Raw genomic sequence first — 15,948 nt, 5'->3', positions numbered from 1 at the left:
TATAAAAAATAATTCAAGAATTGTTTCATATATAATATTTAAATAGCTATTTTATCTTTAATTTTGATTTTTTTTATTCATTAAAATATTGATTTTTTATAAATATGCTATTTTTCATTCATCTCCATTATTCCTCTAATTTCTCTAATTAGCCCATCTATATTATTCTTGTCAATCTTTTCATAGGAATCTAACCTTCTAATTATTTTATCTTTAATTGTTGTTTTATCTTCTTTTGGAAAAATATTTCCGTTAAAAGCATCTCCTAGTTGCATTATTTTTGCATTATATCCTTTACTTTCTAAAGCAATTTTAAAACTTTCTTGCACTTCTCTTTCTCCATGAACCAAAAGTATACCTTTAGGCTTATTTTTAAATCCATCTATCCAATTCAAAAGCCCTTGCCTGTCGGCATGGCCAGAAAGGCCATCTAATCTATGAATTTCAGCATTAACCGCTATTTCTTCTCCAAAAATTTTAACCTTTTTTTCACCATTTAATATTTTATGACCTAATGTTCCCTCAGCTTGATATCCTACAAACACTATGGAGCACTCTTTTCTCCATAAATTATGTTTCAAATGATGTCTTATTCTACCTGCTTCACACATGCCACTAGCTGATATGACCACTGCGCCTTTTGGTATTTTATTTACTTGTACAGATTCTTCTACTGAATTTACAAAGGTAAGTCCTCTAAAATTTAAAGGGTCATCGCCTTTTCTTATTAATTTTTTAGCTTCATCATCATATTCTTCTGTATGCCTTTCAAATATCTTAGTGGTCTCATTGGCCAATGGACTATCTACGAAAAATTTCACATTTTTAAAAAAATTACTTTCCACATATTTATTCAAACAATATAGTACTTCTTGGGTTCTTCCTACCGCAAAAGATGGTATTATTACATTTCCCCCTCTAGATATAGTTGACTTAATTATTGCAGCCAGTTTTTCTAGTTGATTCGTAATATTTCCATGATATTTGTTACCATATGTAGTTTCCAATATAACATAATCCGCATAGTCTATAGTGGTAGGATCCTTCAATATAGGTACATTTACATTACCCAAATCACCACTATAAACAACTTTAACTTCTTCATCTTTTTCCAGCATAAATATTTCTACTGTAGCTGAACCTAAAAGATGTCCTGAGTCTTTAAATCTAATCTTAAAACCTGGAAATAATTCTATAAATCTATCATATTTATATCCTCTAAACAAATACATACTTAATTCTGCTATTTTAGCTGTATAAAGTGGTTCTATTGAATCCAACCCTTGTCTCATTCTCTTTCTATTTTTCCACTCTACTTCCATCTCTTGTATGAATCCACTATCTCTAAGCATTGCACTACATAGCTCCATAGTAGCCTCTGTACAAATAATCTCTCCTTTAAAACCCATTTTATATAAAAGAGGTATTCTGCCACTGTGGTCAATATGAGCATGAGATAGTATTACATAGTCTATTTCCTTTGGATTAAAAGGGAAAAAATCATTTCCCCTTTCTTTTTCATCCTTGCCTTGATATAAGCCACAGTCCAAAAGTATTTTCTTGCCATTATATTTAAGAATATGACAAGACCCAGTTACACATCCAGCTGCACCATAAAACTCCATATCCATTTTAACCCCTCCTTTTTTTAGTTAATAATTAATAGTTATTAACTAAACTTTTGCACATAAATTTCACCCTACATCGTTTTTAATTTTCAATTGCTTTTTTAATGGTATCGATAATAATATCAGTTCCATTTTGGAATCCACTTTCTCTCATTTTTTTAATGTATAAATGTTTTTGATTATATAATTCCTCTAAATTTTGCATAAATACTTCATTATTAGTCTCTTCCTCTAGAAGAACTTTACTAAAGCCACTCCTTTTAAAAGAGCCAGCATTTAATATTTGGTCTCCTCTACTTGCTTTAGCTGACAATGGTATTAATAGATTAGGTTTACTTAATGCTAATAATTCATAAATAACATTAGCTCCCGCTCTAGATACTACCAAATCTGCTGCAGTCATAAAATGCTTTAATTCCTCTCCTACATATTCATACTGTCTGTATCCTTCTCTGTTTTCTAAATAAGTATCTAAGTTATTTTTACCACAAATATGAATAATATCATACTTACTAAGAAGTTTATCTATATTATTTCTAATCAAATCATTTATAAACTTAGAGCCTAAGCTCCCTCCTATTACTAATAAAATAGGCTTGTTTCCATTAAATTCGCATATTTTTAAAGCCTTAATTTTACTCCCTTCAAATAACTCTTCTCTTATAGGAGTTCCACTTACAATTCCCTTTCCATTTTTTATATGTTTTAAGGTTTCAGGAAAAGTAACACATATCTTGTTACAATACGGTACGGCTATTTTATTCGCCAATCCCGGTGTCATATCTGATTCATGGGATACAACTGGAACTTTATTTAATCTAGCCCCTATAACCACCGGCACAGAAACAAATCCACCTTTAGAAAACACCGCTTCTGGTTTTTCCCTCCTAATTATTGCTGCCGCTTCAAATACTCCTTTTATAACTTTAAATGGATCCGATATATTTTTCAAATCAAAATATCTTCTAAACTTTCCTGTAGATATAGAATAATATTTTATCCCCTGCTCCTCTATTATTTTTCTTTCAATACCTTGTTCACTACCTATGTATTCTATTTCATATCCTAATTCTCTTAGCTTTGGTATTAACGCCAGGTTAGGAGTTACATGCCCTGCTGAACCGCCACCAGTCATTATTATCTTCATTTTATTCATCCTTCCTATTTCTCAACTATAGTTTTATTATATCTTTCATTCACAATTAGAATTACTAAAATTTAAATTTTCAACTCTCAATTCTCAACTATACCCTTATTATATACTACATTGCCTGTACATTAAAATAAAATTTCATCAAAAAATTTTCCAATTGAACACTTGTTTTCTATACCTTGTACGTATTTCATATATCTCCTTCAATCTCCCAATATAATTAATATAAAATGTGCAATAATAATAGTACACCAATAAAAAAGGAGGTTGTTATAATGAGAAACTTAGTACCAGAAGCTAGAAATGGATTAAACAGATTTAAAATGGAAGTAGCTAATGAACTAGGCGTTCCTTTTACAGATTACAATGGTAACTTAACTTCTAGACAATGTGGTTCTGTTGGTGGAGAAATGGTTAAACGAATGGTAGAACAATACGAAAGAACTTTATAAAATTAGTTCTACGATGCCACTATTGATGAAACTTGTTTTTAATACTTTATTAAAATAATGGGTATGGCAAAATTGCCATACCCTTAACCATTTATTTATTTGATAATCTAATATCATTAATTTTTAGTTGAAGATAATCTTTATCCTTATAATTATTTTTAAAAGGTGAGAATATAAGATCTACTTTAAGTCCTTTAGGTTCATCTATTATCCCTAAATAATCTTCTCCATATTCTTCTTTTAATAATTCTATAAATTCCTCCACCATTCCAAATCCTAGGGCATCTATAAAATTTCCCTCTCTACTAAAAATACATCTCAATTTTAATGTATTTTTGTCTTTACCTAAAATAGATATTGCCTTTACAGTTATATTTTTTTCTGCTAAAACAGGAGCTGAATTTCCCTTTCCAAAAGGTTCTAACATTTTTATCTCATTTATAATATCAAAATTAATTTCTCTCAAAGATAACCTTCTGTCTATCCTTATTTTTGGTATTATATCTTCATCTGTAAGTCTACAATTTTTGAGCAACGCTTCCCTAAGCTTAGGTATATTTTCTTCTTTTATTGAAAGTCCTGCAGCCATAGGGTGTCCACCAAATTTGTATATATATTCTTTACATTTTATAAGTTCTTCAAATAAATTATATTCTTCTATGGATCTACCTGAGCCTTTTGGCATATCCTTTCCCTTGGTTAATACAATAGTTGGAACATTATACTTTTCTTTTATTTTTCCTGCCACAATACCAGCTATACTTTCATGTACATTTTCTTTATAAATTACAAGTACCTTTTGATTTTTCATAGATGATTCTTCTATACTCTCAATAATCTCTTCCACATTTTCATTAGTTATATCCTGTCTTTTTTTATTTAATCCATATAAAACATCAGCAAGTTCCCTAGCTCTTCTTTCTTCATTGCATAGTAATAGCTCTACAGATAAAGACGCATTTTCCAATCTACCCGTAGCATTTATGCAGGGTCCTATTTGAAAACCAATTGTGTAAGAACTTATACTCTTACAACCCATTTGTTCTATTAAACATTTTAACCCCAAATTAGAAGTTTTATTTAATTGTTCTATAGCTCTTTTTGCTATTATTCTATTTTCATCCACTAAATCAACTATATCACATACTGTTCCAATGCCCGCTAATTCTATATATTCATTAACATCATAATCCACCTTAAATTTACTAAACAAGGTTTGTACAAATTTAAATGCAATACCTGCACCACATAAAAGTTTAAAAGGATACTTACAATCCTTTCTCTTAGGATTAATAATCGCATCGGCTTCTGGCAAAACATATTTTCTTTGACCATTTTCCTCTAGGAAGGGTAGTTCATGATGATCTGTTATAACCACAGTCATACCTAATTCCTTAGCTAACTTAACTTCTTCAGTACAGGATATCCCGTTGTCACAGGTCAATATAACTTCTATACCTTCCTTATAAAGTTTTTTTATTCTTTCAGAATTCATGCCATACCCTTCTGATTCTCTATCTGGTACATGGTATTTAACATCTGCACCACAAAGCTTTAATGCCTTATATAATATTACCGTACTGGTTACTCCATCAGCATCATAATCTCCATATATACATATTTTTTTATCCTTTTGTATAGAATCCTTTATTATTTCTATTCCCATTTCCATGTCTTGCATCAAAAGAGGATTGTGCAAATCATTAATAGAAGATTCTATAAATCTCTTTATATCTTTAGGATTTGTAATTCCTCTATCTATTAAAATCTTCACCACTGTAGGGCTTAAATTTGTTTTCTTTGATAAATTTTCAATATCTATTTTAGTAGTTCTAAGTAGCCATTTCGACTTCATTATATACCTCTTTTCATGTAATTTTAATGTAATTTCACTTATGTATTATAATAATATCTTTAATATAAAATTACAATTATACGTTTCACTTTATTTTATCACAAATTTTAAGTAGTATGTCACAAAGTTAAAATGCTACCAAATTATTATTTATTCAATTTTCGAAGTTATAAAATATAAATTAAAGAAATTCTCTAAGAATTTCAACCTTCATTTTAAATTTTAAGTTCTGGATTTAAAATTTAAAAATATATTTGTATTTCCTTTATTCATCTAATGTAGCGCTTGAAACTTATGTGCAAAAGTTAAGTTAATTTATGTTATAATATCTATACTAATTATTGTAGATAATAGTTAAATATATTTACTAATGAAAGGATTGTCTAGAATGGATAAATTATTATTTGGTATTTCAGGTCTCCCTTTAGGAGAAGATGATAAGAAATTCACATATAAAACCGGCATAGAATATCTTAAAAGTTACGGATTGGATGCCATGGAACTTCCATTCGTAAGATCTGTAAATGTAACAGAGAAAAATAAGGATGGTATATTAAAAGCAAAAAAAGAAAATAAATTTTACCTATCTGCTCATGGTTCTTATTTTATAAATTTAAATGCAGAAGAAGAAGAAAAACAAGAAAAATCTTTAGAGAGAATTATTAAAGGTGCAGAGGCGTTACAAAAGGTAGGAGGAAGAAGCCTTATATTTCATCCGGGATTTTATTTAAAAAAGAGCAAAGAAGAAACCTTTAATAAAATTAAGGAAAATCTAAGTAAACTTCCTTATTTTGGGGTAGATTACAGACTTGAAACCACTGGTAAGGGTACACAGTTTGGTTCTCTAGAAGAATTGGTTTACCTATGCAAAGACTTACCTCATTGTAAACTTTGCATAGACTTTTCTCATCTACACGCTAGGTATAATGGTTCTTTAAAAGATTATGATGATTTTGCAAACATTCTTAATTATATAGAAAATCATTTAGGAAAAGATGCTTTAGAAGATTTACATATGCATTTATCTGGAATAAATTATGGTCTCAAGGGAGAAAAAAATCATCTTCCTCTAATGGAAAGTGATTTTAATTACAAAGCTTGTCTACAAGCTTTAAAAGACTTTCATGTAAAAGGATGCCTCATTTGTGAAAGCCCTATTTTAGAAAGGGATGCTATTTTGCTTAAAGAAACGTACTTTAGTTGATCCCTAGTCACCAATCCCTAATCCCTAAAATAAATTTCTAAACATTAGTGTGGATTAGGGATTGGATGCTGAGGATTTATTTTAAGCATTGCTTATTATATATTAACTTTTTCCTTCTATAGCACCCTTCTTGGGATTTTTTTGAAATTCTTTATCCTCTATAACTTCTGGTTTTGCTGCTTGATGATTAGATTTTCTTTTAGCCTTTTTTCCTTGGCTATGCATCTTATATGCACTCCTTTTTAATATATACTCTTCTTATTAACCATTCACACCCAGATGAAAACTGTATTTGTTATTTCTCTTCTGGAGTATTTATTTCTTTTTTGTTTTTCTTACCTTTATTTTGAGGTCTTGCAGTTTCTTCCATTGAAGGTCTCTTCATACCTTTTTTAGCCATGATCTTTCCCCCTTTCCTAAGCGTTAATCCTATTTTATCCTAATTACAATAAATTATTCTAAATACTTTGTATCACTAAAAATTAAAAAATTAATATAATAATAATGGGAACTAAAACACTGCCCACAATTGAGGTGGAATATGAATGTATAATAATTTTAAAAATAAAAATTTAAAAGATTTAGTAGTTGGGACTCACTGCAAAGTTCCTATATCTAATGGTACCTCAACCTACTATATAAATTTTGATAATGCCGCTACCACACCTGCTTTTTTAGCTGTTATGGATAGATTGAATAAATTTGCCCCTTGGTATTCCTCTATCCACAGAGGCACTGGATATAAATCGAAGCTCTCCACTGATATGTATAATTTATGTAGAACTGTGGTTGCAAATTTCGTTAAAGCTGATTTAAATAAGGATGAAGTTTTATTTGTAAAAAATACTACTGAGGGGATTAACAAACTTTCCTATTTATTAAAAGGGGATAAAAGCAATGGGGATAAGGATATTATCCTAAGCACCTTTATGGAACACCACTCCAATGATCTACCTTGGAGAAATAAATTTAATGTGATTTATATAAACGTAGACCAAGATGGTAAACTTTCTATAGATGACTTGGAAGCTAAACTAAAAAAATATAAAGGAAAAATTAAATTAGTTGCAGTTTCTGGGGCATCAAATGTAACCGGTTATATAAACCCAGTGCATCAAATAGCTTCCTTAGCTCACGAAAATGGTGCAAAAATCTTAGTAGACGGGGCTCAACTTATACCACACGTACCATTTACTATGAAGCCTCATGATTCTTCTAGTCACATTGATTTCTTAGCTTTTTCCGCTCATAAGATGTATGCTCCCTTTGGCTGTGGAGCATTAATTGGACCTAAAGATTTCTTTAATAACAATATTTCTGAGCAAGTAGGTGGTGGGACTATAAAAATAGTTACACCAGAAGAAATAGCCTGGGCAGACTCTCCAGATAATCAAGAAGCAGGTACTCCAAACTTAATGGGTGCTCTTGCATTATGCGCTTCAATAAGCGTTTTAAATTCTGTTGGCATGGATGTAATTTACAAACTTGAAGATGCTTTAAAAAAATATGCTCTTTCTAAACTTTGTGCCATAGAAGATGTGGAAATATATTGTAAAAAGGATGATTATCAAAATACAGTTTCTATAATTCCTTTTAATATAAAAGGACTATATCATGCAAATGTGGCTAAAGCTCTTTCAGATCATTGGGGTATTGGAGTTAGAAGTGGATGTTTTTGTGCACATCCATATGTGGAAAGACTTTTAAATGTTTCTGAAGATGAAATAGAACACATGATGCGTAATCCTGATAATCCAAAGAAAGGCCTAGTAAGGATAAGCTTTGGCTTATACAACACCCCACAAGAAATAGATATTTTTATAAATGCCCTTAAATATATTGTAAAAAATAAAGAAAAATTTAAAACTCTTAATGAATAAAAGTAAATAAAGCAACCTCTCTAGTAAAAATAATCTCACCAGAAAGGTTGCTTGCTTTATTGCTATTTAACTATTTTTTCATTGGCTTTGAATTTACCGCTAGTGTCCATATGTCCATTAATAGTTTCTGTATCCTTTCCATCTAATAAAAATTTAACCTCATTTATACCTAAATCCTTATTCAAAATTAATGTATTAGCTATAGAGTATACAAACATATTCTCCCCTGTAGAGCCACCATTTATCTTTGTAGCTATGTTCTTTTCTAAATCCACATAAGCAACATTTTCTTTTACATTTATCTTTATCTCAGCATCCTTTGGCACTGCTGGATAATGATTTTTTTCCTTTGGCCCTTCTTGTAACTTTTTAATTAAAATTTCTGGTGTAACTTCCCCTAATTCCACTTCTTCTTTATTTAGATACATAGCTTGATCATCTACAAAATATAGAGAAACTTTCTTAGCAGTTTCCTTTTTCGCATCCTCCTGTTTTTGTTCTACATCTTTATTTTCATCCTTCTTTTCTGTAGATACTGCTGATTTTTCTTTTTGATCCTTTTCATTTGAATTTTCGCTAGTTTTACCACAGCCAACAAAACTTATAGCAAGTAAAGAACATAATATAAAGTACATAATTTTTTTCATAATTTTTTGCCTCCTATTTTAATTAAAATAATTTAAACTAATGTTGAAGTAATTTTTAGCTTCAGCGGGAGTTTAATTAAGATGAATCTCCTGCACCCACTACTTGTCCAGAATCGTAACTACCCTTCTCCCACACTTCTATAGAATATTAAAGTATTGAAGCAGATAATCACTGAATAACACTCTATTATATTAGAATTATATCATATTATTTTAAATAAAACCATTTTCAATTCCTAGTCAATAATTAGCTGCCACTTGTTCAATTTTCTTAACACTAGGTATAATATTCAATTAGATTTTTTTAGAAATGCCTGTGACGAAATTTGTATGAATTTATCGTATTATACATTGATATTTCTATTGAAAAATTGTAAAATGTAATTAATATAAATTATTATATGCAAATGTGTAAACAGTTACACATTTGTATTGTTATATTATGATTATCCCACAAAAAGCATTACATTACCTGAATTATGGAATTTCTCTGGAATGCCTTGCATAAGAAGCAAAGGAACTGTTTAAATTTATCGTATAGGAGTGTGAAAACTATGGACAAAATATTAAATATTATAAAAGATACCACTTTAACTTATGAACAAAAAGTATTGAGTCTAGCTAGAGCTGCAGAAGATTCTTTAGATATTTTAAACATAGATGCGGATTCAAAAGAATATTTAAATGCTGGAGTTATATGCGATTTAGGTGAAGGACACGCCCCTTATAGACCTAGATATATAGTTCCTGATTACGAAAAATTCATGAAAAATGGCAGTGAATTTTTAGGACTTGAACCAGCTAGCGATATATGGGAAGCTGTTAACAACTTATTAATTCTATATAAGCATGTACCATCAATCACATCTTTCCCTGTATCTTTAGGAAATATTGATTATTTGTTAGATCCTTATGTAGAAAATGAACAAGAAGCCTATAGAGCTATAAAAATGTTTTTACTTCACATAGACAGAACTTTAACTGACTCCTTCTGCCATGCTAATGTGGGACCAAGGGACTCTAAAGCAGGCAGAATAATATTAAAAGTACAAAGAGAACTTCAAACAGCTATTCCTAATATTACTGTTAAATACAACAAAAATACGCCGGAGGATTTTGCTATAGATTGTATAAATACAGCTCTTGTAACTGCTAAACCTAGTTTTGCTAATGATAAAATGTTCTCTAATGAGTTGGGAGAAAATTACAATATAGTAAGCTGTTATAATGGGCTTTACACTGGAGGCGGAAGTTATACCTTATGCAGACTTAACCTAGCTTTTCTAGCTAAAAAAGCTGACAACAGAGAAGACTTTTTAAATAAAGTTCTACCTAACGCTGTAGATAGAATGGCACGTTACATGGATAAGAGAGTTAAATTTCTTGTAGAGGAAAGCGGATTCTTTGAGAGCAGTTTCTTAGTAAAAGAAGGCTTAATATCTAGAGAAAACTTTTCTGCCATGTTTGGAATGTTTGGTCTTGCTGAATGCGTAAACCACTTTGTTTCCTCTGACAAATTAGAAGATAGATTTGGTCATGGAGAAGAAGCTAATAAATTGGGATTAGATATAATTGAAAAATTATACAAAGAAGTCTCTAATCATAAAGCTCCTTACTGTGAAAAATCAGATAATAAATATTTACTTCATGCACAAGTTGGTATAGATAGCGATAAAAATATTAGCCCTGGCTGTAGAATACCTATAGGCGAGGAACCAGAACTTCATGAGCACATAGTTCAATCTGCACCTTTCCACAAGTATTTTCCATCAGGTATTGGTGATATATTCCCATTTGAGGAAACTACCAAGAGAAATCCTAAATTTATATTAGATATTATAAAGGGTGCCTTTAGCTTAAACATGAGATACTTCTCACTTTATTCTTCTGATTCAGATGTTATTAGAATCACAGGATATTTAGTTAAAAAATCAGATATAGAAAAATTAGAAAAAGGTGAGCAGGCACTTCAAGATACTGTAGCTTTAGGCCTAGGAGCAGTTAAAAATCAAAGAGTTCTTGAAAGAAAGGTAAGAAAATATGAATAAAGCCCTAGTAAATAGGATAATACCTTTTAGCGCAGTGGATGGCCCTGGCAATAGAACATCTATATTTCTTCAAGGTTGTAACTTCAATTGTCTTTATTGTCATAATCCTGAGACTATAAACAAATGTATACATTGTGGAAATTGTGTAAGTGCTTGTTCTTCAGGTGCACTTTCTTTTGAAAACCACAAAGTTCATTGGAAAGAAGAGCTTTGTATAAAATGTGATGAATGTTTAAAAAATTGCTCTTATAATGCTTCACCTAAAGTTAAAGAAATGTCTGTGGAGGATATTATTTTAGAAATAAAAAAAGTTAAACCTTTTATAGAAGGAATTACTGTTTCCGGCGGTGAATGTACTCTCCAAAAGGACTTTCTAATTTCTTTATTTACTGAAGTTAAAAAACTTGGATTAACTTGCTTTGTGGACACCAACGGTTCAATACCTTTATATGAAGACCTTGCTCTTCTTGAAGTAATGGATAAGTCCATGATAGATTTAAAATCTTACTCTTTGGAAGAACATAAAATGCTTACTTCTATGGAAAATAATATTGTACTAAAAAATATAAAGAAACTTAGTAAGTTAAACAAACTATATGAAATAAGAACTGTAATAGTTCCAGATTTATTAAATAATAAATCTAATGTTCACAATGTTAGCAAATTAATAGCATCTTTAAATCCTAATACAATATACAAGATAATAAAGTACCGACCACTAGGGGTTAGAGAAGAACTTATAAATAGTTCCACTCCTTCTAAAGAATTTATGGAAGAATTACAACGAATCGCAATAAGCAACGGTTGCAAAAATGTGATTATAGTTTAAGAAAAAAAGAGATGATGACAAATTCATCTCTTTTTTTTGCTTTTTCGCATCACTTTTTCACTTTAGCACAATAATTTGTTGCAAAATTTATAGCCATATGAAAGAAAACTTTTAAAATTCTATAAAATTTTGAAATTTTAAAAAGGAATATGCGATTTTTTAGTGAATATATATAGTGTTAAGTTAAAAAATTAATTAGTTACGGGGTGAGTTTTAATGATTACTAACTTAGATATTTCAAATGCTATGACTATTAAATTGGAAGAACAACTTCCTAAAATGCCTGAATTTGTTAAAGGCATAAGACGTGCACCAGATAGGGGATTTACTCTTACAAAAGCACAGGCGAAATTAGCTTTAAAAAATGCTCTTCGCTATATACCTGAAAAGTATCATGAACAGTTGGCACCAGAGTTCATGAATGAATTATTAACTAGGGGAAGAATTTACGGATACAGGTTCCGTCCAGAAGGAAGAATTTATGGAAAATCTATAAATGACTACAAGGGAAAATGTATTGAAGGTAAAGCATTCCAAGTAATGATAGACAACAACTTAGATTTTGAAGTTGCACTTTACCCTTATGAGCTTGTTACCTATGGAGAGACTGGACAAGTGTGTCAAAACTGGATGCAATACAGATTAATTAAAAAGTATTTAGAAGAATTAACTGAAGATCAAACTCTTGTTATAGAATCAGGTCATCCTCTAGGCTTATTTAAATCAAAGCCTGAAGCACCAAGAGTTATAATAACTAATGGTCTTTTAATAGGTATGTTTAATGACCAAGAAAATTGGCACACTGCAATGCAGCTTGGAGTTTCCAACTACGGTCAGATGACTGCTGGTGGATGGATGTATATAGGACCTCAAGGTATAGTTCACGGTACATTTAATACTTTATTAAATGCTGGTAGATTAAAATTTGGTATTCCTCATGATGGAGATTTAAAAGGATATTTATTTGTTTCCTCTGGTCTTGGTGGAATGAGTGGTGCTCAACCAAAAGCTGTAGAAATAGCTAACGGCGTTGGAATTATAGCTGAAGTAGACTATTCAAGAATTCAAACAAGATTAGATCAAGGTTGGGTTAACAAAGCTTCTTCTAATCTAGAAGAAGTAATTAAATGGGCTCACGAAGCTATGGAAGCTAAGAAATCTATTTCTATAGCATATCATGGAAATATTGTTGATTTATTAGACTATATAGTTAAAAACAATATAAAGGTTCATTTATTATCTGACCAAACTTCATGCCATGCACCTTACGATGGCGGCTATTGCCCTCAGGGACTTACTTTTGAAGAAAGAACTGCCCTATTAAAGAATGACAGAAATAAATACAGAGAACTGGTAGATAAAACTTTAAGAGAACACTTTAGACTTGTAAAGATACTAGTAGAAAGAGGAACTTATTTCTTTGATTATGGTAACTCATTTATGAAATCTGTTTTTGATGCAGGTGCAAAAGAAATATCCAAAAATGGCATAGATGAAAAAGATGGATTTATATTCCCATCATATGTTGAAGACATTATGGGACCTATGCTATTCGACTATGGCTATGGACCATTTAGATGGGTTTGCTTAAGCCATGATCATGAAGACCTAGTAAAAACAGACCATGCAGCTATGGAATGTATAGATCCAAATAGACGTGGACAAGATAGAGACAACTATATATGGATTAGAGACGCTGAAAAAAATGGCTTAGTTGTAGGCACTGAAGCTAGAATTCTTTATCAAGATGCTGAAGGAAGAATGAGAATAGCACTTAAATTCAATGATATGGTTAGAAAAGGCGAAATAGGACCTGTTATGATAGGAAGAGATCATCACGATGTAAGTGGTACTGATTCACCATTTAGAGAAACTTCTAACATTAAAGACGGCAGCAACATAACTGCTGATATGGCAGTACAATGCTTTGCAGGAAACTCTGCTAGAGGTATGAGCCTAGTTGCCCTTCACAATGGCGGCGGTGTTGGCATAGGCAACTCTGTCAATGGAGGCTTTGGTTTAGTTCTAGATGGCAGCCAAAGAATTGATAATATCATCAAATCTGCTATGGCTTGGGATGTTATGAGCGGAGTTGCAAGACGTTCTTGGGCTAGAAATGAAAATGCTGTAGAAACAAGTATAGATTACAACCTAAAAACAAAAGGTGAAAACCACATCACTATACCTTATGTTGCTGACGAAAAACTTATTGACAAAATAATTTGCGATAATTTAAAATAGAATCTTAATATTAAAATCCAAAGGGGTTTTTAAAAATACAAATTTTTAAAAAATTCCTTTGGATTTTTTAATTTTACATTCTACATTTTAAATTTTGTATTATATGATTATCCCACAATAAGTATTACATTGCTTGAATTATGAAATTTCTCTGGAATGACTTGCATAAGAAGCGAAGGAACTATTTAAATTTAATTTTAGAAATTCTTCTTTTAGACAGATAAAATTATCGTAACCCTTAAAAGGACGCCAGGCTAGCGAACCTGAGACAGGACGCTGAATGTGAGCGTTAGATAATTTTATATGGCTAAAAGATTAGAATTTCTTAAATTAAATTTATTGTTCCTAGCTCTTATGCAAGTCATGGAGGAGAAATTTCATAATTCCATTACATTGTACCTTATTGTGGATTAATCATTATATAGTAATTAATTGATGATTGAGCATTTAAAATTCTATTGCATTAATGTGCTTTTCCACTATATCTGAATAATCCGTTTCCTCTTCCTCACTTAATATAACACTAACTAGTATTACATAGGTTGGCAAATCATAAAGTCCCCAAACTATCTCCACCCCTAAAACTTCACTACATATTCTACATATGTCAAATCCAAAAGATTCTAGGGATACTCTCATTATTTTAGGATTTTTACACTGATTATTTTCTTCTCTGGTACATTTTGCACAAAATAAGCATTTACCTGAAAACACCGCTCTACTTTTAGGTATTTCTTCTTCTACCCTTAAAAGCTCCTTATCTAATTTCTTTCTGACTTCTGCCATCATTATTTCTGTAGCTTTTTCTATGTCATAAGGATTTTTATTCACTAACTTTTGTATGTGTTCTGGAAGTTCCTCTGAATAAATTAAAGTTCCTACCAAATATGCAGTCTTATACTTTCTTAAAGTTTCTTCTAAATCAAAACTATGTGGTGGACACGTCCATACTTTTCCATAGTTTGGACACTCTTTACAAAACATTTCTATGTACTGATTGTTAAAATACTCCATTAAATAATTCATATCCACTCTTTTAAATAAATTTTCTACAAGCATTTTTATTCCCCCACTTTTTTAACTCATTAGTTTGTCAATTGGCTGTTTTTTCACTTGGATAGCTGTATTTTAATAAAATAAAAAAAATCCAACTTTAATAAGGTACATTCAAATAAATAATAAGTCAGTATACTAGTCTATTTTGCGTCATCAGAGACCGATGATAGTCCTGCCTAAGGCGGAACCTGCTTCCTTTTCTGACACAAAATATGCCAGCATCTTTGACTTATTATTTCTTTTCATGTACCTAAAGTAAAATAATTAAAATCTGATACTATTAGTAGCTTATTGCTAATATATAGAATCTAATTATAATTTTTACCAACTTAAAGTCAGATTTTTCACATAATCCTACCACACTATTATTGTTGCTATTTAGAGGCCTTTTCTAGGTCATCCATTACATTATTGCAGAAAGTCATCATAGAACGCAACATATCAAATAACATTTCTTCACTTACAGAATTTTCATAAGGAACTGTTATTTGAGCTGTTACTGACCCCTCTTCATTTATATAAAATTTAGGAAATCTATAAGACCCATTTATTCTATTTATTAAGTCATAAACTTTTTCTTTATTGTTTTCCTCAGATAGTTGAATTAAATCAAATATGTTAAAGTCTACACAAGTATTATCTTCATCAAAATCTATTACCACATTTACATTGTGATTTTTTATTATTTGACCAAAAGCAAATATAGTTTCATTTTCATTTTCCTTTACTCTTATTATGGGCATAGGAAATCCATTTTTCTCTAGCAGCTTGCTAAATCTTGTAGCAGTATTATTCATGTTGGTACCTCCTCAATTTTCGCATTATGTATTTATTCTACATAACAATACTTAATTCCTTCTATATATTATTTTTACCTATGAGATAATTTGTATTTAATTTTACACCTTATTCTTCCACCTACTCTTATCCCCTTTCTAAAATTATAGTAATAAAA

Annotated in this window: 13 protein-coding genes; 6 read left to right on the top strand and 7 right to left on the bottom strand. The window is 30.5% G+C overall.

Annotated features, from left to right (window positions below; translation table 11 throughout):
- Positions 1 to 107: 107 nt before the first annotated feature.
- Both CC89_RS05005 and murG read right to left on the bottom strand, forming a co-directional pair.
- Positions 108 to 1,631, bottom strand: a complete 1,524-nt coding sequence (locus CC89_RS05005; RefSeq protein ID WP_035289766.1) for an MBL fold metallo-hydrolase RNA specificity domain-containing protein — start codon at positions 1,629 to 1,631, stop codon at positions 108 to 110.
- Between the two features lie 79 nt (positions 1,632 to 1,710).
- Positions 1,711 to 2,784, bottom strand: a complete 1,074-nt coding sequence (murG, locus tag CC89_RS05000; protein ID WP_035289763.1) for an undecaprenyldiphospho-muramoylpentapeptide beta-N-acetylglucosaminyltransferase — start codon at positions 2,782 to 2,784, stop codon at positions 1,711 to 1,713.
- Between the two features lie 269 nt (positions 2,785 to 3,053).
- On the opposite strand from murG, the gene CC89_RS04995 reads away from it, so the two are divergent.
- On the top strand, positions 3,054 to 3,233 hold the full coding sequence (locus tag CC89_RS04995) for an alpha/beta-type small acid-soluble spore protein (protein WP_180964161.1): 180 nt from the start codon (positions 3,054 to 3,056) through the stop codon (positions 3,231 to 3,233).
- A 91-nt stretch (positions 3,234 to 3,324) separates the two neighbouring features.
- Here the strand turns inward: CC89_RS04995 and recJ are convergent, their stop codons facing one another.
- Entirely contained in the window at positions 3,325 to 5,088 is a 1,764-nt protein-coding gene (recJ, locus tag CC89_RS04990) for a single-stranded-DNA-specific exonuclease RecJ (protein ID WP_035289757.1), read from the bottom strand.
- Between the two features lie 388 nt (positions 5,089 to 5,476).
- Between recJ and CC89_RS04985 the strand changes: the two genes are divergently transcribed.
- Entirely contained in the window at positions 5,477 to 6,292 is an 816-nt protein-coding gene (locus CC89_RS04985) for a TIM barrel protein (RefSeq protein ID WP_035289755.1), read from the top strand.
- A 102-nt stretch (positions 6,293 to 6,394) separates the two neighbouring features.
- Here CC89_RS04985 and CC89_RS21045 read toward each other — a convergent pair whose 3' ends face one another.
- A complete protein-coding gene (locus CC89_RS21045) occupies positions 6,395 to 6,517 on the bottom strand; it encodes a hypothetical protein (protein ID WP_286161307.1) in 123 nt (40 codons plus the stop codon).
- A gap of 320 nt (positions 6,518 to 6,837) precedes the next feature.
- Here CC89_RS21045 and CC89_RS04980 point away from each other — a divergent pair, with 320 nt between their 5' ends.
- Complete coding sequence (locus CC89_RS04980; protein WP_035289753.1) at positions 6,838 to 8,172, top strand: aminotransferase class V-fold PLP-dependent enzyme; 1,335 nt, start codon at positions 6,838 to 6,840, stop codon at positions 8,170 to 8,172.
- Positions 8,173 to 8,234: 62 nt separating this feature from the next.
- On the opposite strand, the gene CC89_RS19445 is transcribed toward CC89_RS04980, so the two are convergent.
- Positions 8,235 to 8,819, bottom strand: coding sequence for a GerMN domain-containing protein (locus CC89_RS19445; protein ID WP_051931507.1), 585 nt, complete (start codon positions 8,817 to 8,819; stop codon positions 8,235 to 8,237).
- 554 nt (positions 8,820 to 9,373) lie between these two features.
- Between CC89_RS19445 and CC89_RS04970 the strand changes: the two genes are divergently transcribed.
- The 3 genes from CC89_RS04970 to hutU all read left to right on the top strand — a co-directional run bounded on the left by CC89_RS04970 (position 9,374) and on the right by hutU (position 13,937).
- On the top strand, positions 9,374 to 10,867 hold the full coding sequence (locus CC89_RS04970; protein WP_035289751.1) for a YjjI family glycine radical enzyme: 1,494 nt from the start codon (positions 9,374 to 9,376) through the stop codon (positions 10,865 to 10,867).
- Complete coding sequence (locus CC89_RS04965; RefSeq protein WP_035289748.1) at positions 10,860 to 11,696, top strand: YjjW family glycine radical enzyme activase; 837 nt, start codon at positions 10,860 to 10,862, stop codon at positions 11,694 to 11,696. The genes CC89_RS04970 and CC89_RS04965 overlap by 8 nt, the downstream gene beginning before the upstream one ends.
- Positions 11,697 to 11,912: 216 nt before the next feature.
- Positions 11,913 to 13,937, top strand: a complete 2,025-nt coding sequence (hutU, locus tag CC89_RS04960; protein ID WP_035289746.1) for a urocanate hydratase — start codon at positions 11,913 to 11,915, stop codon at positions 13,935 to 13,937.
- A gap of 447 nt (positions 13,938 to 14,384) precedes the next feature.
- Here the strand turns inward: hutU and CC89_RS04955 are convergent, their stop codons facing one another.
- On the bottom strand, positions 14,385 to 14,996 hold the full coding sequence (locus tag CC89_RS04955) for a DUF2284 domain-containing protein (protein WP_051931505.1): 612 nt from the start codon (positions 14,994 to 14,996) through the stop codon (positions 14,385 to 14,387).
- 371 nt (positions 14,997 to 15,367) lie between these two features.
- Positions 15,368 to 15,790 carry a YbjN domain-containing protein gene (locus CC89_RS04950; RefSeq protein WP_035289743.1) on the bottom strand — a complete coding sequence of 141 codons (423 nt, stop codon included), beginning with the start codon at positions 15,788 to 15,790 and terminating at the stop codon, positions 15,368 to 15,370.
- Between the last annotated feature and the right edge of the window lie 158 nt (positions 15,791 to 15,948).

It is taken from the genome of Clostridium sp. KNHs214, from assembly GCF_000744935.1.
GTDB lineage: Bacteria > Bacillota > Clostridia > Clostridiales > Clostridiaceae > Haloimpatiens.
Note: the sequence above shows the minus strand (reverse complement) of the source record. Positions and strands in the feature narration are given on the sequence as shown.